Genomic DNA, 19,821 nt, shown 5'->3' with positions numbered 1-19,821 from the left:
GGAGAGCGTGGCCATAACGAGGACACAGCCCTCGAAAATTCTGGCCGCCCCGCCCTTCCCCCGGTGACGGGGGCCTATCGGATGGCCGCGTGAAGCATATTATGTGGATATTATGCTTTCCTTGAAAAAATCGGGAGATATTGTCCTTAAACAGTCACTTAAACGCCTTCATCTGTTAGGATGGTCCGTCTGCCCCCTCTTTCTATGTCAGGAAGCATGATGAAAAAATCCGTTGTCACCCTCATGCTCGCCGCCATCCTCCCCGCTTTTGTGCCCATAGCGCCCGCAAGCGCGACCCCGCCGGACATTATTGATGTGACCGATGAAATATTCGGCATCACCGACAATGCTACGCTGATCCTGCGCCGGACACAGGATAATCTGGGGGTTTATAGCGCGTCGGTTCAGGATGTGTATCTGGTCGCTATCGACCACCGCACCGGACAGGAGGCTTTATGGCCCGTCCATCGCGTGCGCTTGTCCGAAAATGAACCTCAGCAATATTCCAGCAAGAGCGAACAGATGCGCGGGAGCGTCAATCCTTTTGCTGTTCTCGCACGCGGCAATGGCATCATGCTCCCCGCAAAAATATGGGAGCAGGACGGCACGGCGGAACTTGGCGGCACACAGGTGACGATCCGTTACAGGGACGGAGCAGTCTACCGGATCGAAGCGACGACGCTCATCGACCAGCTCATCGCCTCGCTGGACCGGCTAGGCACAAAAATTGTCAATTACCCCCGCATGTCGCCAGTCACGGTCAAGGATTTGATGGTGGGGCAGACTTTTGAAACGCGAAGCTGCCGTTTCGACACGCCGATCGCGCAGCATAATATCGCGCATAGCGCGGTCATCCGCTTGCTCCGCGTCGCGTGCAACACCGAAGGCGAGGAACATTCGCTCTTCGTCCCCATCACCGCCCAGCCGATAACGCCGCCAAGCCGCTAACACCGCGCGCGGAGTAAGCGGGCATAGCGGTTCGGGAGGAGGAATGGCGCGCCCTGCAGGATTCGAACCTGCGACCACCCGCTTAGAAGGCGGGTGCTCTATCCAGCTGAGCTAAGGGCGCGCGGATGCCTGCTTGAAGCGGTAGAGCGCATAGCGGATTCGGGCCGCAGGGGGAACCCGCTATGCGCGGCCTTTATCGCGTAAAGAGGCGCGTAAAGAGCCGCAATGTTTGGGGCAGGCCTTAATCCTTTTTGCGCAGCATCGGTGCAAGGAAACCGAACAGGGTCAGCACCAGCCCCATGCCGAGCAGGAATTTGCCAATCGCACTGCCGCCGATTTCGGCATTATTATTGGCCGCGATGACCGCTGCGGCATCGCTCGCATTGGTGGCGGTGATGGCGGTGGCGAAATTGGCGTCGGTGCAGCGCTCGGCCAAAGAAGCATCACCGCCGCGCTTGGCCATTTCGGTGCGGCAGGCCGCTTCTGTCGCGCTTGATGCCGATGCAGGGCCGCTCCCCGGACCGAAGGAAAGAAATGCGCCGATTGCGAGCAGCACAAGGCCGATCCACAACAAGGTTTTAGGGTTTCTTTTCATAAATTTCTCCCGCTTGCGATAGTCCGCCCTACCGCTATCGCGATATGGTCGGCCTTGCAAAGCCTAATCGGTGCGAGATTGGCGTTGCTGCCGCCACGCTTTGGGATAAAGTGCGCGGGCCGTGACCGACCCTAGCCGCCCTGTGATTCCCGATGCGCCCGATAGGCCGGAGAGCCTTGCGTCCGGTGCGCCGCACGGCCATTCCGCCCATGCCGACCATGACGCCCATCCCGGCCATGACGCGCCCGCCACCCGCGCCGCCGCGCTCGCACGCCACCAATTCCTTTATTATGATTATGTCATGGCGGCCTTTGTCGTGGTGCTGCTCCTGTCGAACATTATCGGCGCGGCAAAGCTGAGCCAAGTCGCGGGTTATGAATTCGGCGCAGGCATTTTATTTTTCCCGCTGGGCTATGTGCTGGGCGACATTCTCACCGAAGTTTATGGCTATGCCCGCGCGCGCCGCGTGATCTGGGCAGGGTTTGCTGCCTTGCTGTTCATGGCGTTAATGAGCTGGGCGGTCGTCTCCATGCCGCCCGCGCCCGGCTGGGACGGGCAGGAAGCGTATGAGAAATTGTTCGGCCAAGTGCCGCGCATCGTGCTCGCGTCGATCACCGCTTTCTGGGCGGGCGAATTTGTGAACAGCTTTGTCATGGCGCGCATGAAAATCTGGACCAAGGGCCGGATGCTGTGGACCCGCACCATCGGCTCCACCATCGTTGGCCAAGGCGTCGACAGCCTGCTCTTCTACCCCATCGCCTTTTGGGGCGTGTGGACGAGCGATCAGGTGATGACGGTCATGGTCACCAACTGGGCGATGAAAGTGGGCTGGGAGATTGTGTTGACGCCGGTCACTTATGCGGTGGTGGGTTGGCTCAAACGCCGCGAGGGCGTGGATGTGTTTGACGAAGGGACGAACTTCACGCCGTTCAAGACGGGGGTTTGAGGGTCTTTAAGTAACAGGCCCTCCCCTAGCCCCTCCCGCTTGCGGGAGGGGAATTAGGTAGCATAATCAAAAATCCTCCCCGGAACGGGGAGGGGGACCGTTTGGCGCAGCCAAATGGTGGAGGGGATTAAGAGCACAGGTCGTGCAGTCCATCCCCTCCGTCAGCGCTTCGCGCTGCCACCTCCCCGTACCGGGGAGGATCTTATTTTTTAAGCCAAAACCGTCATCAGCCCTTCAAACATACGCCGCCCTGCGTCCCCGCCATGCGCGGCTTCGACCATGCGTTCGGGGTGGGGCATCATGCCGAGGACATTGCCTTTATCGTTCAAAATCCCGGCAATATTGCGCGCCGATCCGTTGACGGTTCCGGCATAGCGGAACGCGACGCGGCCTTCGCCTTCCAGTCGGTCGAGCGTTGCGTCATCGGCGAAATAATTGCCGTCATGATGCGCGACCGGAATGTGAATGACCTCGCCCTTTTCGTAAAGGCGGGTGAAGACGCTCTCGTTATTTTCGACCGTCAGCGGCACATCGCGGCACACAAAATGGATGCCCGCATTGCGCATCAACGCGCCGGGCAGCAGCCCCGCTTCGGTCAATATCTGAAAGCCGTTGCAGACACCCAGCACAGGCACGCCCTTGTTCGCAGCATCGACCACCGCTTGCATCACCGGCGAGCGCGCGGCCATCGCGCCGGAGCGCAGATAGTCGCCATAAGAAAAGCCGCCGGGGACCGCGATGAGGCCGATATCGGCGGGCAGCTCGGTTTCGCGGTGCCACACCATCACCGGGTCCACACCCGTCACCAGCTTGAGCGCGCTCGCCATATCGCGGTCGCAATTCGATCCCGGAAAGGTGATGACGGCGGTTTTCATGGGGGCCTATTCCTTAAATTCGTGCCGGGCTTTACGCGGCAACCCGCTCGAAGCGGTAATTTTCGATGACCGTATTGGCGAGCAATTTCTGGCACATCGCGTCCAGATCGGCGTCGGTCACGCTGTCAGCGACATCAAGCGCGATCATGCGGCCCGCGCGCACATCTTCGACACCGGCAAAGCCAAGCCCTTCGAGCGCATGGTGGATCGCGCGCCCTTGCGGATCCAATACGCCGTTCTTGAGCGTCACATAAACATGGACTTTCATTGCAATCGCCTTCTTACCTTCAAATGCTACGGGATACGCCCTGCCCCCTATCGCTGCGCGGCGGGGGAGACAAGCGCGTCACGCATGCTCTTGTTATTTCTCTTTCTTGCGGCGGTGGGTTTCAAGGTCCAGCACCGCAGTGTCCCCGCTTTCGGGCATGAGCAGCCCCAAGCGGCGCGCGACTTCCTGATAGGCTTCAACCTCGCCGCCAAGGTCGCGGCGGAACCGGTCCTTGTCGAGCTTTTCATTGGTCTGCATATCCCACAGGCGGCAGCCGTCGGGGCTGATTTCGTCGGCCAAGATGATGCGCGAATATTCGCCATCCCACAGGCGGCCAAATTCAAGCTTGAAGTCGATCAAGCGGATGCCGATGCCCGCAAAAAGCCCAGAGAGGAAATCATTCACGCGGATCGCCATATCGGCAATTTCGTGCATCTCTTCCTGGCTCGCCCAGCCGAAGCAGGCAATATGTTCTTCGGCAATCAACGGATCGCCCAGCGCATCATCTTTATAACAATATTCGATGAGCGTGCGTGGCAATTGCGTGCCTTCTTCGATGCCGAGGCGCTTCGACAGCGACCCCGCCGCGACGTTGCGCACCACCACCTCGATCGGCACAATTTCGACCTGCCGGATGAGCTGCTCGCGCATATTCAACCGTTTGATGAAATGGTTGGGCACCCCGATATGGTTGAGCATCGTAAAGACATGCTCGGAAATGCGGTTGTTGAGAACGCCCTTGCCGTTGATCGTGCCGCGCTTTTGCGCATTGAAGGCGGTGGCGTCATCCTTGAAATATTGGATGAGGGTGCCGGGCTCAGGACCTTCATACAAAATCTTGGCTTTGCCTTCGTAAATCTGGCGGCGACGGGCCATCTACATACTTCCCTTCAACGGCATGGCCCCGATAGCATTGCCCCGTCCGGCGGACCGGAGACTCGGGGAGAGGCTGTCTGGGGAGATTTCTCGCCCGCGCCTTTAGCCGAGTGCGGCGGCCCGCGCAACAATGCTGCAACGCACCAGAAATTCAGCAGCGCAATTGACTCGCAAGCCCCGATTTTTATGATGGCAGGACCGACCCCTTAAAGCCAGCCCTTCCGGCCGGCACGCGGCCCGTCCGGGCTCAGGACAACAGGGCCGCTGGGGCAACCATAGCTGGGATTGCGTTTGACCCATTATACGCCGCTCATTTCCACCATCGCGGTAGGCCTTGCACTGGCCTTCCTGTTTGCCTTGGCGGCGCAGCGCGTCAAATTACCCCCTATTGTAGGATATTTACTCGCCGGGATTTTTGTGGGGCCGTTCACCCCCGGCTTTGTCGCGAACCAGCAGCTTGCGACCGAACTCGCCGAAATCGGCGTCATCCTGTTGATGTTCGGGGTCGGCCTCCATTTTTCGGTCAAGGATTTGCGCGCGGTGCGCTCGCTCGCGCTGCCGGGCGCGGTCGGGCAGATAGCGGTTGCCACCTTGATGGGGGTCGCGCTCGCGCTGTTCATGGGCTGGTCGGTGGGCGCAGGGATTATCTTCGGGCTGGCGCTCTCGGTGGCCAGCACCGTGGTCCTGCTGCGCGCGCTTCAGGAGCGCGGCATCGTCGATACCGAACGCGGCAAGATAGCGGTCGGCTGGCTCATCGTCGAAGATCTGGCGATGGTGCTGGCGCTTGTCCTCATCCCTGCCACCGCAGAACTGTTAGGCGGGGACGCGCAAGGCGTTGCAAGCAATCCGCGCCTTAGCGCCATGCTCGGCATAGATGCGATGTGGGGGACGGTGTTGTTCACCATCGTCAAGGTCGCGATCTTCTTTGCGGTGATGCTAGTCATCGGGCGCAGGGTCATCCCGCTCGCGCTCCATTATGTCGCGCATACCGGATCGCGCGAGCTGTTCCGGCTGGCGGTTCCGGCGATTGCCTTGGGGGTCGCTTATGCCGCCGCCAACCTGTTCGGCGTATCGTTCGCGCTCGGCGCTTTTTTCGCAGGCATGGTGCTGGCGGGGTCGGACCTCAGTGCCCAAGCCGCGCGCGACACATTGCCGCTGCGTGATGCCTTTGCGGTATTATTCTTCGTGTCCGTCGGGATGCTGCTCGACCCTGCGGTGCTGGTCGAACATCCGTTGGAGACATTCGCGACCTTCCTCATCATCGTCATCGGCAAGTCGCTGGCCGCCTATGGAATCGTGCGCGCGTTCGGCCATCCCAACCGCACCGCGCTCACCGTATCGGCCAGCCTCGCACAAATCGGCGAATTTTCGTTCATCCTTATCGTGCTGGGGGTCAAGCTGGCCGTCGTCCCCTCGCTCGCGCGCGATCTGGTGGTGGCGGGCGCAATTTTGTCGATCATCGTCAACCCGTTCCTGTTCCAGTTTCTGGGTCGCTGGATCGATATGCCCGCGCCGCATGATCCCGACGCCCCCGAAAGTGCCTACGATGCCGATGGCGGCGAGCCGACCGCCCTTTCGGGGCATCTCGTGCTGGTCGGGCATGGCCGCGTCGGGCAGCGCGTGGCAAAAGCGTTGCGGCTCCAGAATATCCCCTTCCTCGTGGTCGAACAGGAAGCCCCGCTGATCCGCGCACTGGCGGAGGAAAATACCCCCGATGCGGTGGAAACCATCATCGGCACGGCGGGGCAGGCCAATATATTGGAGCGGCTCAATCTGGCGGGCGCAAAGGCGCTCATCACCGCGATTCCCGATATATTCGAATCGGGCCACCTCATCACCGAAGCGCGCAAAGCCAACCCCGCCATCACCATCATCGCCCGCGCGCATAGCGATGCGGACACCGACTATCTCAAAGGATTGGGCGCCGACCATATCGTCATGGGCGAAGAAGAAATCGCCCGCGGCATGATCCGCGCGGTGATGGCCGGATAATTCCTCTCCGCTTGCGGGGAGGTGGCGCGCGCGAAAGCACGTGACGGAGGGGGCTGTCCGTCAAACCCCGCTTAAACCGCGAACCCCCTCCACCCTTTGGCTGCGCCAAACGGTCCCCCTCCCCGCAAGCGGGGAGGAATTAGCTTTACGCCGCGCAGTCAATGCAGCGGGTGGCCATGGGCTGGGCTTCGAGCCGCGCGGGGTCAATATCTTTGCCGCAGTTGGAGCAGGTGCCATATGTCCCGTCCTCGATGCGCGAGAGGGCGGCGCGGACCTGTATAATTTCCTGATTGACCATATCGTCCAGCCCCTGATTGACTTCCTGATCGTCAATTTCGGTAAGCTGTTCTTCCATGTCATTATCGAGCGGTTCGGCCAGTTCATCGGCCACCTCGTCGGCCCGTTCGGTCAACTCCGCCAAGCGCGCGCGAAGCTGTTGTTCAATTTTCGCCAAGTCCGCCATCAACTATCCCTTTCTGTCTATTTTGTAACAAGATGCTAGGCCGCGCCTAAAGCATCAGCAAGGCTGTTTTGCATGCATCGGGCGCGCGATTGCATGACCTAAATCAAGCCGGGCGATAAAAAGCTTCGGGGTCCTGTTTGGCTTCATTGGCGAATTCGGCCAAAATCCATTTGCGGAACGCGACGATTTTGGGGACGCGGCGTTTATGGTCGGGATAGACCAGCCAATAATCGCGCGGTTCGAACGCGATACCGGGATGGATGCGGACCAGCGCCCCGCGCGCCATTTCGCCTTGCCATAAGGCCGGATTGAGCGCGGCAACGCCATGCCCTGCTATGGCAGCATTGGCATCCATAATCTGCGAATCGAGCCTTATCCCGCCATGTTTTTCAGCCGGCGGGCTGACCCCTTGCGCGACCGCCCAATGGTTCCACCAAATATCGTTGGGCGACAGGCGGGGGAGCGCGAGCACGTCGGACGCGCTCTTCACCTCCGGATGGCGCGTGACAAAGTCGGGGCTGGCCATCGGCGCAATCGGGGTGCGCATGAGGAAGTGCGAGGCATGGTCGGGCCAGGGACCAGTGCTGGTGCGGATCGCAACATCAATGTCGCTCGACGCAAAATCGGCAATCTGGTCGGTGCTATCGAGCCGAACCGCAATATCGGGATGTTCCAACTGGAATTTGCCGATACGCGGGGCGAGCCATTCGAAGGAAAAGCTGTGCGAACAGCTAATCGTCAGCACCCCGTCATTATCCGCGCGTGCCATCGCGAAAATATCGTCGAGGCTGTCAAACGCCCGCGTTACGCGCGGCGCGATGCGCTGGCCGATGTCGGTCAGTTCGACGCGGCGCTTGACGCGGTGGAACAAGGCCACGCCAATCCGCTCTTCAAGGATGCGGATCTGGTAGCTCACCGCGGCCTGCGTCATGTTCAATTCTTCGGCGGCGCGCGTGAAATTGCCGTGGCGGGCGGCGCTTTCAAACGCGCGGATGGCGGTCAGCGGCGGCAGGTTCCTCATGCACTTCCTCCTCGGCGCAGTCATAAGGCAATTTTATCATTGCTGTCGAACGCTTTGTTGGCGCGCGTAGGCCAAAAGCCGCATATCGGTAACGACAGTACGGCCCCCTTCGCCCACCTGTCCCCGATTACGGAAAGGAATTATGTATGCGTGAGCAGTTAGACCACCGCATTCCGGCCGAACATCATGATATTTTTTGGGCCTCTATCGACACTTTTTTCGGCAAAATCATGGAAGCTTTCAAAGCTTTGACCCGGATCAATTACAATGCGCCCTGGACAGCGCAAAAGCCCCTTGGTCCTTCGTCCCGCGTCCAGTGTGGATGATCGATTCGACCCCACCCCACCTATCGGCGGCAGGCTGTTTAACAGTCTGGCCGCCGTTTTTTTGGGCGCTCGCGACGCGCTGAACAAACGCCCCGCCAATGCGCGATTGGCCAAGGTCATTTGGCAAAGGTCAGTTTATACTCGCTCCACCGGCGGGGGTGGATGAGCCGCCCTGCGTCCCGCTTTGCGCCCCGACTTGGCCCCCCACTTGAGCCATCGTGCAAGGCTTGATCGCGCCGGGTTCGGGCCGCGCGCCTTCGGGCGTGAAGCGCGCAAAATAGCCGCCAAAGCGTTCATCTTCGACAAAGCCGACCAGCTTATATCCGACCGCCTCCATTTCGCAGAAAAGAAGACGCGGCGGGGTGCCATGCTGGTTGGTTGGTCGGTCGGCATCTACCACCACCACCTCCCCGCCCTTGTGCAAGGCGGGGCGCAAACGCCATAAAAAGGCGTAAGGCTCGGCAATTTCATGATACATATGAATTAGGAAAACGCGGTCGAAACTGTTCGCGGGCAAGCGCGGATCATCGACCGCCCCGAGCTTGATCGACACATTATCGAGCCGTTCGCGCGATACACGGTCGGCCAGACGTTCGATCACCTTGGGCTGGATGTCCTGCGCCAACACACGGCCTTTTGCGCCGACACGCGCGGCCAAACGCACGGTATAATAGCCGTCACCCGCGCCAATATCCGCCACCGTCATGCCGGGCTCGACGCCCGAACGGTCCATCACATCGCCCGCCTCGTTCAGCTTGTCGCGGCTCGCTTCATCGGAAAAGCGGGTGGAATCAGCAGGCGCAACGGGGCGTTCGGCATGGGGGAAATCGAGCGCGGTTTCCGGCCGGTTCTTGTCGGCTCCCATCATATTGCATCCGGCAAGCGCCAGCGCAGATGTGAGGCATAGCAAGAAAGGAACGGCCCGCGCGCGCATCAATCGACGTCCTCGACCTCGACCTTTTCGCCGGTCACGCGCTGCGACAAAGCGGCGGCCATATAAGGGTCGAGCGCCCCGTCCAGCACATCGTCGGGCGCGGTCGAGGTCACGCCCGTGCGCAAATCCTTCACCATCTGATAGGGTTGCAACACATAAGAGCGGATCTGGTGGCCCCAGCCGATTTCGGTCTTGGCCTGATATTCCCCGCTTGCGGCGGCTTCGCGCTTGGCCAGTTCCGCCTCGTAAAGCCGCGCACGCAACATCCCCATCGCGGTTGCGCGGTTCTTATGCTGCGAACGGTCATTTTGCGAAGCGACGACAATGCCGGTCGGCATATGGGTGATACGCACCGCACTATCTGTCGTGTTGACGTGCTGCCCGCCCGCACCCGATGCGCGGTAGGTGTCAATTTTGAGGTCGCCTTCGTTAATATCGATATCGATATTATCGTCGATCACCGGATAGACCCACACGCTTGAAAAGCTGGTGTGGCGGCGCGCCGAGCTGTCATAAGGCGAGATGCGGACCAAGCGATGCACCCCGCTTTCGGTCTTGGCATAGCCATAGGCATTTTCGCCTTTGACCAGCAAGGTTGCGGATTTGATGCCCGCTTGCTCACCTGCCTGATATTCGAGGACTTCGACCTTATAGCCCTTCTTTTCCGCCCAGCGCGCATACATGCGCTGGAGCATTTCGGCCCAATCCTGGCTTTCGGTGCCGCCCGCGCCCGCATGGATTTCGATGAAGGTGTCATTGGCATCGGCTTCGCCCGCCAACAGCGCTTTGATCTTGTCCTGCTCGGCGCGCGCGGCGAGTTCCGCAAGGCTCGCAACGCCATCATCGCCAAGCGCTTCATCGCCTTCCATATCAGCCAGTTCGATAAGTTCGACCGTATCCGCCATTTCGCTTTCGATAGCGCGGGTAGCCCCAATCGCTTCGTCCAAGCGGCGACGTTCGCGCATCACTTCCTGTGCGGCTCTCGGATCATCCCACAAGGTCGGGTCTTCGACGCGCGCGTTCAGTTCATCAAGACGGCGCAGCGCCTTGTCCCAATCAAGAAATCGTCTGAGCAACGCCAGTGCGGCATTGATTTTGTCAACATGGCCTTGCGCTTCGGCGCGCATGATACACTCCATCCAATAACAGGTTCAAACCCTGCGCCCGCCAATCCTCAAGGACTTTTCCCGTAAGGACCGCAAAGCGGCGCGGGGTTCGGGTTTAATAAATTCCCTCGTCGGCAAAATTGCTCTTGGGGGTTGCCGTCTGGCTTTTCGGGTTCGTCGTGGTCGGGCGCTTGGTCGCAGGTCGCACCGCCGCCTTGCGCTCGACAATTTCGTCGCTGCGGATCGACCGCTTCGGTTCGGTCGCCGGTTTGAACGCTTCCCAGATGACCGACGCCTTGGGGTCGGTGCCGGGCCAAGCGCCATAGACAATCTTGCCCGAATTGCGTTCGACCCGCACCATCCGCACACCACCCGCTGCCGTAAACGGCACGACGGGCGCGTCTTTCAGCGCAACCTGGAAAAACTCCTTGGCAATCGGCACCGCGACCGAGCCACCCTGCACATAGCCGCCCATCGAGCGTTGCTGTTGGTCAAAGCCCATATAGACGCCCGCAATCAGATCGCGCGAGCCGCCGACGAACCACACATTGGTCGGGCCGTTGGTCGTGCCGGTCTTGCCCATCATCGGACGGCCCAGCGTATTGAGGCGCGTCGCCGTGCCGCGCTGGACCACGCCTTCCAGCATATGCACAACCTGATAGGCGGTGATCGGGTCCATCAACTGTTTGCCATTGGGCAGGAAGCGCGGCATCGGCTTGCCGTCCCAATCGGGCGCATTGCAGCCTTCGCACGCGCGCCACTTGGCCGGATAAATCACCTTGCCGTTGCGGTCCTGCGCATAGTCGATGAGACGCGGGTTCAATTCCTTGCCGTGATTGACCATCATCGAATAGGCATTGGTCATCTTTTCAACCGTGGTTTCGCCCGCCCCCAGCGCGAACGACAGATAAGGGTCATACGACCCGATCTTCATCCGTTCGAAGGTTTTGACCACCTTGGGCATCCCGACCTGATTGGCGGTGCGCACGGTCATAAGGTTGCGCGATTGTTCAAGGCCCCAGCGCATCGTGCGCGGCCCTGCCCCGCCTGCGCCGCCAAAGTTGCGGAAACATTTCTGGCCCAGTGCAGCCGACTGCCACACGCAGAAAGGACCATCGACGATGATCGACGCGGGCGTCATGCCATTGTCGAGCGCGGTTGAATAAACGAACGGCTTGATCGTAGACCCCGGCTGACGCATCGCCTGCGTCGCGCGGTTAAAGCTCGACAGGCGCGAATCAAAGCCGCCCTGCATCGCATAGATGCGGCCCGAATAGGGGTTCTGCACCACCATACCGCCCGACACGTCGGGAATGTTGCGCAGCACGAACTGGTCCTTGCCGATAGGTTTCACTACAATGATGTCGCCGGGCTTCATCGCCTGGAACGCCGATTGGCCGGTGCCTTTGCCTGCCTTGCGGTAGGGGATGGACGCATTGCCCGATGCGAGCGTGCCGGTTTTGCCCGACACAAAGCCGATCTTGGCCGACCCGCCCGATTTGGACAGCACCATCGCGGTGCGCCAATCTTCATAATCAATGCCGGTATAGCTCGACGCAAAGCGGCTCTGCCACTTGTCGTCCATTTCGATATGCTTGACCGGGCCCGACCAGCCATGCCCCGCATCATAGCGTAACAGGCCGTTGCGCAGCGCCTTTTCCGCCGCGCGCTGCATCACATCATCATAGGAGGTGCGCACCCACAGCCCGCCTGCATAGACGCTCAACGGACCATCCTCGGCGGTTTCACCGAACCGGTCTTTAAGGATGCGGCGCACTTCCTCCATATAATAGCCGCCGACCGCCTTAAACTGTTCGCCCGGCGTGTCGATAATGCCGAGCGGCATGGATTGTGCCGCGCGCATCTGGCCGTCATTAATATAGCCATTGGCCTGCATCTGGCTCAGCACCCAGTTGCGCCGCTCCATCGCGCGGTCGGCATTTTTGGGGTTGCCAAGCGATTCCGGGGCTTTGGGCAGGATGGCAAGGAATGCCATTTCATGCAGTTCCAGATCGCCCACATCCTTGTCGAAATAAGCACGCGCGGCGGCCTGAACCCCGAAGGAACGGCGGCCCAAGGCAATCTCGTTCAGATAGAGGGAAAGGATTTCCGGCTTGGTGAGGTAGGATTCGATGCGATAGGCAAGGATCGCTTCCTTGATCTTGCGGGTATAGCTGCGCTCATTGGTGAGCAGCAAATTCTTCGCCACCTGCTGGGTAATCGTCGAGGCCCCGCGCGAACGGCCGTCTGACGTAAGGTTGCTGATAACCGCGCCGACTATGCCGGTATAATCAAGCCCGCCATGGCTGAAAAAGCCTTTATCCTCCGCCGACAGGAACGCGCCCTTCAGCAGTTCGGGAAATTCATTATAGTCCAGTTGCACGCGCCGTTCGCGCGCATAGCTGTGGATCGGATCACCATTCACATCGCGCACGATGGTCGGCAGTGGCGATTCATAATTGAGCAGCATCTTGGCGTCAGGCAAGTTGCGCGCAAAGACGAGCCAGATAACCGCAATCCCGATCAGTCCCAGCCCGACTAGATAGGCCGACCAGCGCAGCCATCTCTTGTGCCAATTATTGCGCAGCCAGGCGAGCGGTCCTGTTTCGCGGCGCAGGCGCAAATGACCGCTTCCCGCGGGGGCCGGTTCCGGAGAAACAGGGTTCAGGCTGTCGGGCGCATCTGTCATAGCCTCCGCCTCTAGCAATTTTTAACCAGATTGCCAGCACGCTAATAGAGCATCGCGCGGTTTTTCGGTGGAGCGTGGCGCGAACGCCCTTTTTTAACGGCGCGCCTGCTCAAAGCCCCGCTTGTTAAAAGTCCTCTTTGCTCAAAGCCCCTGCTTGGCGAAATGGATGGCGACTGCGCGGGCAACCCCTTCGCCCATCCTCTTGCGGCCCTCTTCGGACACCAGCACCGCTTCATCCTCGACATTGCTGATATAGCCGGTTTCGAGGAGGACCGAGGGGACATCGGGCGCTTTCAGCACGACAAAGCCTGCAAAATGATGCGCGCCGGTGCGGAATTTGACGCCCGCGCCCGCCGCTTCGCGCTGCAATAATTTAGCAAAGTCGGTCGATATATCCATCGTCTCGCGCTGGGTGAGGTCAATGAGGATATTGCCCACCGCCTTGCTTTCATCGCCAAGGTCGATGCCGTTGATAAGGTTCGCCCGATTTTCGCGCGCGGCGAATTTGGCGGCCTCGCGATCGGAGGCGACTTCGGACAAAGTATAAATGCTCGCGCCCGTCGCATCGCGATTCTCGGCGCTATCGGCATGGACCGAAATGAACAGGTTCGCGCCTAGCTTGCGCGCGATGCCATAGCGTTCCTCCAGCACCAGGTAGCGGTCATCATTGCGGGTGAGCGCCACCCGCACCTTGCCCGATGCGAGCAAGGCGCGCGCAATTTCCTGTGCCATCGCCAGCGTGATGCGCTTTTCCTGCATCCCCGACACCGGCGAAATCGACCCCGGATCATGCCCGCCATGTCCGGCATCGACCACCACCAGCGGTAGATTGCGCGGGTCGCTCATACCTTGCGGCGACAGGATGGTCGGGAGCGCATAAGCAGGGCGCGCTTTGCCCGTCACCAGCGAGACATGATAGCGCGACAGTTGCGGGCCGGTCGGACGCTGCATAAATAGCGCCGCGATGACCAACAGCGCCAGTAGGGCGACACCCGCCGCACTCCATCCGGCGATGGTCCACCCCGCTCCTGCCCATAAGGTCGCCCGCTTCATCCCCGCCTCTATGCCCGCGCGCCAAGGCGATTGCAATTTATTGAAAGCACAGGGCGCTTGTCGTGCGGGGGTGCCTTCAAAGAAGGCGCGCGGAAAAAGCTGCGTTGCGGTTACAGCGGTGGCTTAAAGCCCCGCCTGCTCCAGCCGTTGCAACTCGGCGCGATACAAGCGGAGGGTGTGCGGGTCCGCATTATTCGCATAATCATCCAGAAATGCCTGCAACGCCGCGCGATATTCAGCCTTGAATTCCGGATTGTCGGGGCTTGCCTCAAGCTGCCTTTGCTTGGCCGACACCTCGCTTTTGGCAACCGCTACGATATAGGCTTTGCCATAATCGGATTCGAGCCGCATCACCGCGATATTCTTTTCAAAGCCCGGTACATATTTGACCACAAACCGCTCGCCCATCGGCGGGATATAAATAGTGTTGGTCCACGGATAAATGGTCGCCGACATCGTATCAAAGCCGGTCTTTACATCGCGCCCATCGGCGGTTTTCATCACTACATCATAAGCCCAGACGGCCTGTTCGTTGAGCCGCGAATTGGTTTCGCGCTGCTGGGTAATCACCGCGCTCCCGTAAGTGCCCACCGCATTAAGGAACAGGCCATTGAGGATCGAGCTGGTAAACACATTCACCATCGAAAAGATGAACACCGGCACCATCCACACATAAAGCCCCGGATTTTTGCGCCATCTGACAACCAGACTCATCAATCCGAACCCCACCGCCAAAATCAACGGCATCGACAAGAGCGAATGTTGGTTCAGAAAATAGAAGATTGCAGAGAGGAAAGCCATGCAAGACCCAACAATAACGCCCGCCCAACGGAATGGAACCTGCTTTTTCGCAGGGCGGGCTTCACCAGCGGAACGGCGCGCGGTCCTGCCAGATCACCCAACGATAGCGTTCATGGAGCGGGCGATAGCCGATGGTCCGCCCTTGTTCCGCCCCGCGCGCAGGGTCATAAATATGCAGAAAACCCGAATAAGAACCAACCGCCAACTGCCCCGTTTTCGGGCAATAATCGATTGATGAGGCGCTCGACCCGAAATGGAATGATGTCAATAATGTCCCGTCGGGCGTAGTGACAACCAGATCGCCCGCGCCGGCAAGCGCAAAGCCGCCCGCGCCCAGCCCCGCCGCTTGCGGCAACCAGGTCGAAGCATAAACCCGCAACTCCGCGTCAATTTCGCTAACCAGCGGCGACTCTTCATATTCAGGCGTCACCGCCCCTTCGACCGCTTCCAGCCGCACGGCCAAGGTTGCGCCATGATAGAAATGACAACTGTTGAGCGCGGCAAAATCACTGTCGTCGGAAAAACAGGCATTATGCGGATATTCGCTGCGGAACCCGATTTGCGCCCAGCGGCGCACTTGCCCCGGCCCGTCGATGCGGTCGATAAAATGCCCGTAGCATTGCGAGCCGTAAGCGATGAACCGGCCATCGGGCGAAAGGGCGGCGTGCATCATGGAATCGGTCCATTCCATTTCTTCCTCCTCGCCCCACTCCTCCTCGCTCATTTCTTCGGCGATAAGCTCGACCATGGCGTCGTCGGGATAGGCGCGCGTCCACAAGGCTCCCTCGTCAGTCCATTGCCCCAACCACACCCATTCGTCTTCGACTGTAAACAGCAAGGTTCGCCCATCTTCTGCCACGTCCAGTTGCGCGAGCGCGCCGGGCGGCACATCGTCGGGCCAGCCATAACGGTATAAGGGCGGCGCATCGAGCGCCGTCGACACGGTAAAGGCGTCTGCGGTTGCAACGACGAAAAGATCATGGCTGTATGTGCTGCCTGCCGCCAATATGTCTGGCCGTTCGGTCACAATGCCGTCTTTAAGATGGAGCGTCGCTCTAGGCTCCATTGCGCTGCCGGGGCAGAGCAGAAACGCATCCGGTCCCAATATCGTCACACAGCGCAAATTTTGCGCGCGGCCGTCAAAATAGGGGATGAGCGGTTCATGCGCGCGGTCAGCAAGCGGGGCCTCTTCGCGCCAATCTTCCGCCCGACCCGCAGCTTCCACCGCCGCGAGGATGCGCGCGGCTAAACCCGCATCGCGATCATCATCGGGCCATTCTTCTGGTGTGTCGCGCCCTTCGCGCATTTCTTCGATAAGATGGTTGATGTGCGTGATATGGTCCCGTCCGCTACGGTTCCATAATGCAATCTCGTCCTGATTCGCCTGCTTCGCCAACCCTATCCCTCCGACTACCGGTTCCGGTCTATCTTGTTGCAGAATAGCGGAAATCTACCTGTTTGCGTCCCGATAGCAATCGCGCCCTGTCCATCGCGTCCTTATCCTGCCGCAATTTTGTTTCGGATCGGCTTTGACGCGAATATTTTCCTGCTATCCGCTTTGCAGGGGCCGATTGTTTTTGTTGCTCCCTTCCCTTTGCGATGCTAGCACAGGCGATTAGCGGGGAGGGCCTTTTAATAAGTGTGCCAAGTCGCTATATCCGCGAACGTTGCCGGGCGGACCTTTTTTGCACCGGCGGCTTTTCTAATTTTTCAGGTTGACGCTGCATGAGGCAAGACATTCTCCACCCCCCTGCCCTTAGATCGGGTGGCGTGGCGTGGTCGAATGTTGTCGACGCAACCGTTGACGGACGGCTCCAGAGTGCCGTCCTGACCGCATCCAGCAGACGCAATTCATCTTTTTTAACCCGGATACCCGACGCCGGCGCGTCATCGCCCGCCGTCGCATCCCCACCTGATCGCGCGGCCACCCGGCCTTTACGGGCCCGCTGCCGCGCGTGGAGATTTAACAATGACAACGCGTATGCTCATCGACGCGCGCCACCGGGAGGAAACCCGGGTCGCCGTCGTCAAAGGAAACCGGATCGAGGAGTTTGATTTCGAATCTGCCGAGCACAAACAGCTCAAAGGCAATATTTATCTGGCAAAAGTAACCCGCGTCGAACCGTCGCTGCAAGCGGCGTTCGTCGATTATGGCGGCAATCGTCACGGCTTTCTGGCGTTCAGCGAAATCCACCCCGATTATTACCAGATCCCCAAGGAAGACCGCGACGCGCTGCTCGCCGAAGAGGCTGAACATGCCGCCGAGGAAGAACGGTTGCGCGAAGCCGAGGGCGATTATGAGCCGATCAACGGCCATCATGACGATGACGGGCAAGATCATGACCGCCCGGATGCGGACATGGAACGGGCCGATCTGGAACGCAGCGATCTGGAACGGGCCGATTTCGAAGCCGTCACCATCGACGGCGAATTTGAAGACATAACCGATGGCGATGATGATGCCGCCCCGCAACCGGAATCGGTCAGCGGCGACAATGGCCATGACGATGCCGTCTCGCACGTCCAAGCCGCCTCTGCCCTGCGCGCCAAGCGTATGGCCTTGCGCCGCCGCTATAAAATCCAGGACGTCATCCGCCGCCGTCAGGTGCTGTTGGTACAGGTCGTCAAGGAAGAGCGCGGCAATAAGGGTGCGGCGCTCACCACTTATCTGAGCCTTGCCGGTCGCTATTGCGTCCTCATGCCCAACACATCGCATGGCGGGGGCATCAGCCGCAAAATTTCCAACGGCGCGGACCGCAAGCGGTTAAAGTCGATTGTCGCCGAAATGAACCTGCCGCCGTCGATGGGCTGCATTGTCCGCACCGCAGGGCTTCAGCGCACCAAGACCGAAATCAAGCGCGACTTTGATTATCTCGCGCGGCTGTGGGACGAAATCCGCGACAAGACGCTGCGCGCATCGGCCCCTGCGCCGATCCACACCGACAGCGATCTTATCAAGCGCGCGATCCGCGACATTTATAATCGCGATATCGAAGAAGTGCTGGTCGAGGGCGAGGACGGCTATCGCGCGGCCAAGGACTTCATGAAATTGCTCATGCCGAGCCATGCGCGGCGCGTGCAAAATTATGCCGATCCGGTGTCGCTGTTCCAACGCTATGGCGTCGAGGATCAATTGGCGGCCATGTATAACCCGGTCGTGCAGCTGAAATCGGGCGGCTATCTGGTCATCAACCCGACCGAAGCCTTGGTGTCTATCGACATTAACTCGGGCCGTTCGACGCGCGAACATGGTATCGAGCAAACGGCAGTGGCGACCAATCTTGAAGCTGCGCGCGAAATTGCGCGCCAGCTTCGTTTGCGCGACATGGCGGGCCTTGTCGTCATCGACTTTATCGACATGGAATCCAATTCCAACATCCGCAAAGTCGAAAAGGCGATGAAAGAGGCGCTCAAAAACGACCGTGCGCGTATTCAGGTCGGGCGTATTTCGGGCTTTGGCCTGATGGAAATGAGCCGCCAGCGCCTCCGCACCGGCGTTCTCGAAGCGTCGACCCGCGCCTGTCCGCATTGCGAAGGCACCGGCCTTGTCCGCACCGCCTCGTCGGCGGCCTTGTCGGCGTTGCGGATGCTCGAAGAAGAAGCCGCGCGCGGCCGCGCAACCAAGCTTGTGCTGCGCGCCAGCACCGAAGCGAGCTTCTACGTCCTCAACAATAAGCGCGCAGAATTGGCGGAAATCGAGGATCGCTATGGCGTGACCGTCGAAATCCTGCCCGACGGCGAAACCGAAGGCGCACGCATGGCGCTCGACGCTTCCGGCCCGCCGCCTGCCAATGCGCCGAAATTCATTCCCGTCATAGATGAAGATGATGATTTCGACTTTATCGACGAGGAAGACGATGATGATGTGCGCGATGGGCGCGATGATGAGCGCGGCGACAGTGAGGGCGGGCGCAAGCGCAAACGCCGCCGCCGCCGTCGCGGAGGCCGCGAGCGTGACCGCGATGACAGCGTCCAGCATGACGCCGAAACCGGTGATGAGGCCGATAGCGATGCTAGCGATGGCGATGCTGTCGATGGCGACGGGAGTGAAGCGCAGGACGCGCGCGCCGATCAGGGCGATGAAGAAGGCCGCAAGCGTCGTCGCGGACGGCGCGGTGGCCGCCGCCGCCGTGGCCGTGAAGGCGAAGCGCGCGAAGGCGGCGAAGCCGGTGCGGACGAGGCTGGCGAAGCTGCCGTTGCTGACGCCGATGGCGATGCAGACGCTGTAACCGCTGACGCACCTGCTGTAGAAGCGCCTGTTGCCGAAGCCCCTTCGGACGAGGAAGCTGCGCCCAAAAAGACCACGCGCCGCCGTCCACGTGCACGCAAGGATGCGGACGAAAGCGTGGCCGAAACGGCTCCGGCAGAGGCTGCGCCCGAAGAAGCGCCCGCCAAGCCGAAGCGTGCCAGCCGTGCCAAAAAGGCATCGGAACCGGTCGCTGCGGAAGCCGCTGAAACACCTGCCGAAGCTCCCGCCGAAAAGCCCAAACGCGCCAGTCGCGCGCGCAAGCCCAAGGCGGAAACGGCGGTGAAAGATGCAGTGGAAACAGCGGAAACCGCTGAGGCTGCGCCCAAGGCCCCCAACGCCAAGGCCCCTGCGCGCCGCACCCGCAAGGCTGCTGCGCCCAAGGAAACGGCAACTGACACAGCGACCGACACAGCGACCGACGCGGCTACAGAGGCCCCCGAAGCGCCTGCCAAGCCTGCCCGCGCCAAAGCGGCTCCCAAACGCGCGCCGCGTGCCAAGAAGGAAGCTGTGACCGAAGCGGCCCCCGTGGAAGCGGCGCCAGCTGAAACCGCCCCCGCTGCGGCAACACCGGCAGCAGCACCGGAAACCGCTCCGACCGCCGAACGGGCAGACCCTGCTGGCGACGCTGCCCCGCGCAAGACCGGCTGGTGGCAACGCACTTTTGGCTAGGCTCCGGCGG

Annotated in this window: 17 protein-coding genes and 1 tRNA gene; 5 read left to right on the top strand and 13 right to left on the bottom strand. The window is 60.3% G+C overall.

Annotation, left to right across the window (positions count from 1 at the left end):
- Nucleotides 1-216 precede the first annotated feature (216 nt).
- Nucleotides 217-948, top strand: a complete 732-nt coding sequence (locus DMP17_RS12615; RefSeq protein ID WP_337829425.1) for a hypothetical protein — start codon at nt 217-219, stop codon at nt 946-948.
- A gap of 44 nt (nt 949-992) precedes the next feature.
- Here DMP17_RS12615 and DMP17_RS12610 read toward each other — a convergent pair.
- Both DMP17_RS12610 and DMP17_RS12605 read right to left on the bottom strand, forming a co-directional pair.
- A tRNA-Arg gene (locus tag DMP17_RS12610) sits at nt 993-1,069 on the bottom strand.
- 120 nt (nt 1,070-1,189) lie between these two features.
- Complete coding sequence (locus DMP17_RS12605; RefSeq protein WP_337829424.1) at nt 1,190-1,543, bottom strand: hypothetical protein; 354 nt, start codon at nt 1,541-1,543, stop codon at nt 1,190-1,192.
- A gap of 121 nt (nt 1,544-1,664) precedes the next feature.
- Here DMP17_RS12605 and DMP17_RS12600 point away from each other — a divergent pair, with 121 nt between their 5' ends.
- Nucleotides 1,665-2,489: a queuosine precursor transporter gene (locus DMP17_RS12600; protein ID WP_337829423.1), complete on the top strand. Its 825-nt coding sequence runs from the start codon at nt 1,665-1,667 to the stop codon at nt 2,487-2,489.
- A 209-nt stretch (nt 2,490-2,698) separates the two neighbouring features.
- Here DMP17_RS12600 and purQ read toward each other — a convergent pair whose 3' ends face one another.
- The 3 genes from purQ to purC all read right to left on the bottom strand — a co-directional run bounded on the left by purQ (nt 2,699) and on the right by purC (nt 4,508).
- Nucleotides 2,699-3,364, bottom strand: coding sequence for a phosphoribosylformylglycinamidine synthase subunit PurQ (purQ, locus tag DMP17_RS12595; RefSeq protein WP_337829422.1), 666 nt, complete (start codon nt 3,362-3,364; stop codon nt 2,699-2,701).
- 31 nt (nt 3,365-3,395) lie between these two features.
- A complete protein-coding gene (purS, locus tag DMP17_RS12590; protein ID WP_337829421.1) occupies nt 3,396-3,632 on the bottom strand; it encodes a phosphoribosylformylglycinamidine synthase subunit PurS in 237 nt (78 codons plus the stop codon).
- A gap of 93 nt (nt 3,633-3,725) precedes the next feature.
- Nucleotides 3,726-4,508, bottom strand: a complete 783-nt coding sequence (gene purC / locus DMP17_RS12585; RefSeq protein ID WP_337829420.1) for a phosphoribosylaminoimidazolesuccinocarboxamide synthase — start codon at nt 4,506-4,508, stop codon at nt 3,726-3,728.
- Nucleotides 4,509-4,799: 291 nt separating this feature from the next.
- Here purC and ybaL point away from each other — a divergent pair, with 291 nt between their 5' ends.
- Nucleotides 4,800-6,500 carry a YbaL family putative K(+) efflux transporter gene (gene ybaL, locus DMP17_RS12580; RefSeq protein WP_337829419.1) on the top strand — a complete coding sequence of 567 codons (1,701 nt, stop codon included), beginning with the start codon at nt 4,800-4,802 and terminating at the stop codon, nt 6,498-6,500.
- A 145-nt stretch (nt 6,501-6,645) separates the two neighbouring features.
- On the opposite strand, the gene DMP17_RS12575 is transcribed toward ybaL, so the two are convergent.
- Both DMP17_RS12575 and DMP17_RS12570 read right to left on the bottom strand, forming a co-directional pair.
- Nucleotides 6,646-6,963, bottom strand: a complete 318-nt coding sequence (locus tag DMP17_RS12575) for a TraR/DksA family transcriptional regulator (protein ID WP_337829418.1) — start codon at nt 6,961-6,963, stop codon at nt 6,646-6,648.
- Between the two features lie 103 nt (nt 6,964-7,066).
- Entirely contained in the window at nt 7,067-7,984 is a 918-nt protein-coding gene (locus tag DMP17_RS12570; protein WP_337829417.1) for a LysR substrate-binding domain-containing protein, read from the bottom strand.
- 146 nt (nt 7,985-8,130) lie between these two features.
- Here DMP17_RS12570 and DMP17_RS12565 point away from each other — a divergent pair, with 146 nt between their 5' ends.
- The gene (locus DMP17_RS12565; RefSeq protein ID WP_337829416.1) at nt 8,131-8,310 is read left to right on the top strand and encodes a hypothetical protein; all 180 of its coding nucleotides are present in this window, start codon (nt 8,131-8,133) and stop codon (nt 8,308-8,310) included.
- 130 nt (nt 8,311-8,440) lie between these two features.
- Here DMP17_RS12565 and DMP17_RS12560 read toward each other — a convergent pair whose 3' ends face one another.
- From DMP17_RS12560 to DMP17_RS12535, 6 genes are all read right to left on the bottom strand, one after another.
- Nucleotides 8,441-9,178, bottom strand: coding sequence for a class I SAM-dependent methyltransferase (locus tag DMP17_RS12560; RefSeq protein WP_337829415.1), 738 nt, complete (start codon nt 9,176-9,178; stop codon nt 8,441-8,443).
- A 65-nt stretch (nt 9,179-9,243) separates the two neighbouring features.
- Entirely contained in the window at nt 9,244-10,371 is a 1,128-nt protein-coding gene (prfB, locus tag DMP17_RS12555; protein WP_337829414.1) for a peptide chain release factor 2, read from the bottom strand.
- Between the two features lie 94 nt (nt 10,372-10,465).
- Nucleotides 10,466-13,039: a penicillin-binding protein 1A gene (locus tag DMP17_RS12550; protein ID WP_337829413.1), complete on the bottom strand. Its 2,574-nt coding sequence runs from the start codon at nt 13,037-13,039 to the stop codon at nt 10,466-10,468.
- Nucleotides 13,040-13,180: 141 nt separating this feature from the next.
- Entirely contained in the window at nt 13,181-14,092 is a 912-nt protein-coding gene (locus tag DMP17_RS12545; protein ID WP_337829412.1) for an N-acetylmuramoyl-L-alanine amidase family protein, read from the bottom strand.
- Between the two features lie 123 nt (nt 14,093-14,215).
- Entirely contained in the window at nt 14,216-14,893 is a 678-nt protein-coding gene (locus tag DMP17_RS12540; protein ID WP_337829411.1) for a hypothetical protein, read from the bottom strand.
- A gap of 61 nt (nt 14,894-14,954) precedes the next feature.
- Nucleotides 14,955-16,289, bottom strand: a complete 1,335-nt coding sequence (locus DMP17_RS12535; RefSeq protein WP_337829410.1) for a hypothetical protein — start codon at nt 16,287-16,289, stop codon at nt 14,955-14,957.
- Nucleotides 16,290-16,874: 585 nt separating this feature from the next.
- Here DMP17_RS12535 and DMP17_RS12530 point away from each other — a divergent pair.
- On the top strand, nt 16,875-19,811 hold the full coding sequence (locus DMP17_RS12530) for an Rne/Rng family ribonuclease (protein ID WP_337829409.1): 2,937 nt from the start codon (nt 16,875-16,877) through the stop codon (nt 19,809-19,811).
- Nucleotides 19,812-19,821: the final 10 nt, after the last annotated feature.

It is taken from the genome of Pseudonocardia sp. TMWB2A (assembly GCF_017312135.1).
This window is presented reverse-complemented; position numbering and strand designations above follow the sequence as displayed.

Excerpts from the sequence above, each read along its gene's own strand:
- purQ (WP_337829422.1), bottom strand. The coding sequence starts at position 3,364 with ATGAAAACCGCCGTCATCACCTTTCCGGGATCGAATTGCGACCGCGAT.
- DMP17_RS12560 (WP_337829415.1), bottom strand. The coding sequence starts at position 9,178 with ATGATGGGAGCCGACAAGAACCGGCCGGAAACCGCGCTCGATTTCCCC.
- purC (WP_337829420.1), bottom strand. The coding sequence starts at position 4,508 with ATGGCCCGTCGCCGCCAGATTTACGAAGGCAAAGCCAAGATTTTGTAT.
- purS (WP_337829421.1), bottom strand. The coding sequence starts at position 3,632 with ATGAAAGTCCATGTTTATGTGACGCTCAAGAACGGCGTATTGGATCCG.
- DMP17_RS12615 (WP_337829425.1), top strand. The coding sequence starts at position 217 with ATGATGAAAAAATCCGTTGTCACCCTCATGCTCGCCGCCATCCTCCCC.
- prfB (WP_337829414.1), bottom strand. The coding sequence starts at position 10,371 with ATGCGCGCCGAAGCGCAAGGCCATGTTGACAAAATCAATGCCGCACTG.
- DMP17_RS12565 (WP_337829416.1), top strand. The coding sequence starts at position 8,131 with ATGCGTGAGCAGTTAGACCACCGCATTCCGGCCGAACATCATGATATT.
- DMP17_RS12530 (WP_337829409.1), top strand. The coding sequence starts at position 16,875 with ATGCTCATCGACGCGCGCCACCGGGAGGAAACCCGGGTCGCCGTCGTC.
- DMP17_RS12605 (WP_337829424.1), bottom strand. The coding sequence starts at position 1,543 with ATGAAAAGAAACCCTAAAACCTTGTTGTGGATCGGCCTTGTGCTGCTC.
- DMP17_RS12545 (WP_337829412.1), bottom strand. The coding sequence starts at position 14,092 with ATGAAGCGGGCGACCTTATGGGCAGGAGCGGGGTGGACCATCGCCGGA.
- DMP17_RS12550 (WP_337829413.1), bottom strand. The coding sequence starts at position 13,039 with ATGACAGATGCGCCCGACAGCCTGAACCCTGTTTCTCCGGAACCGGCC.
- DMP17_RS12575 (WP_337829418.1), bottom strand. The coding sequence starts at position 6,963 with ATGGCGGACTTGGCGAAAATTGAACAACAGCTTCGCGCGCGCTTGGCG.
- DMP17_RS12540 (WP_337829411.1), bottom strand. The coding sequence starts at position 14,893 with ATGGCTTTCCTCTCTGCAATCTTCTATTTTCTGAACCAACATTCGCTC.
- DMP17_RS12570 (WP_337829417.1), bottom strand. The coding sequence starts at position 7,984 with ATGAGGAACCTGCCGCCGCTGACCGCCATCCGCGCGTTTGAAAGCGCC.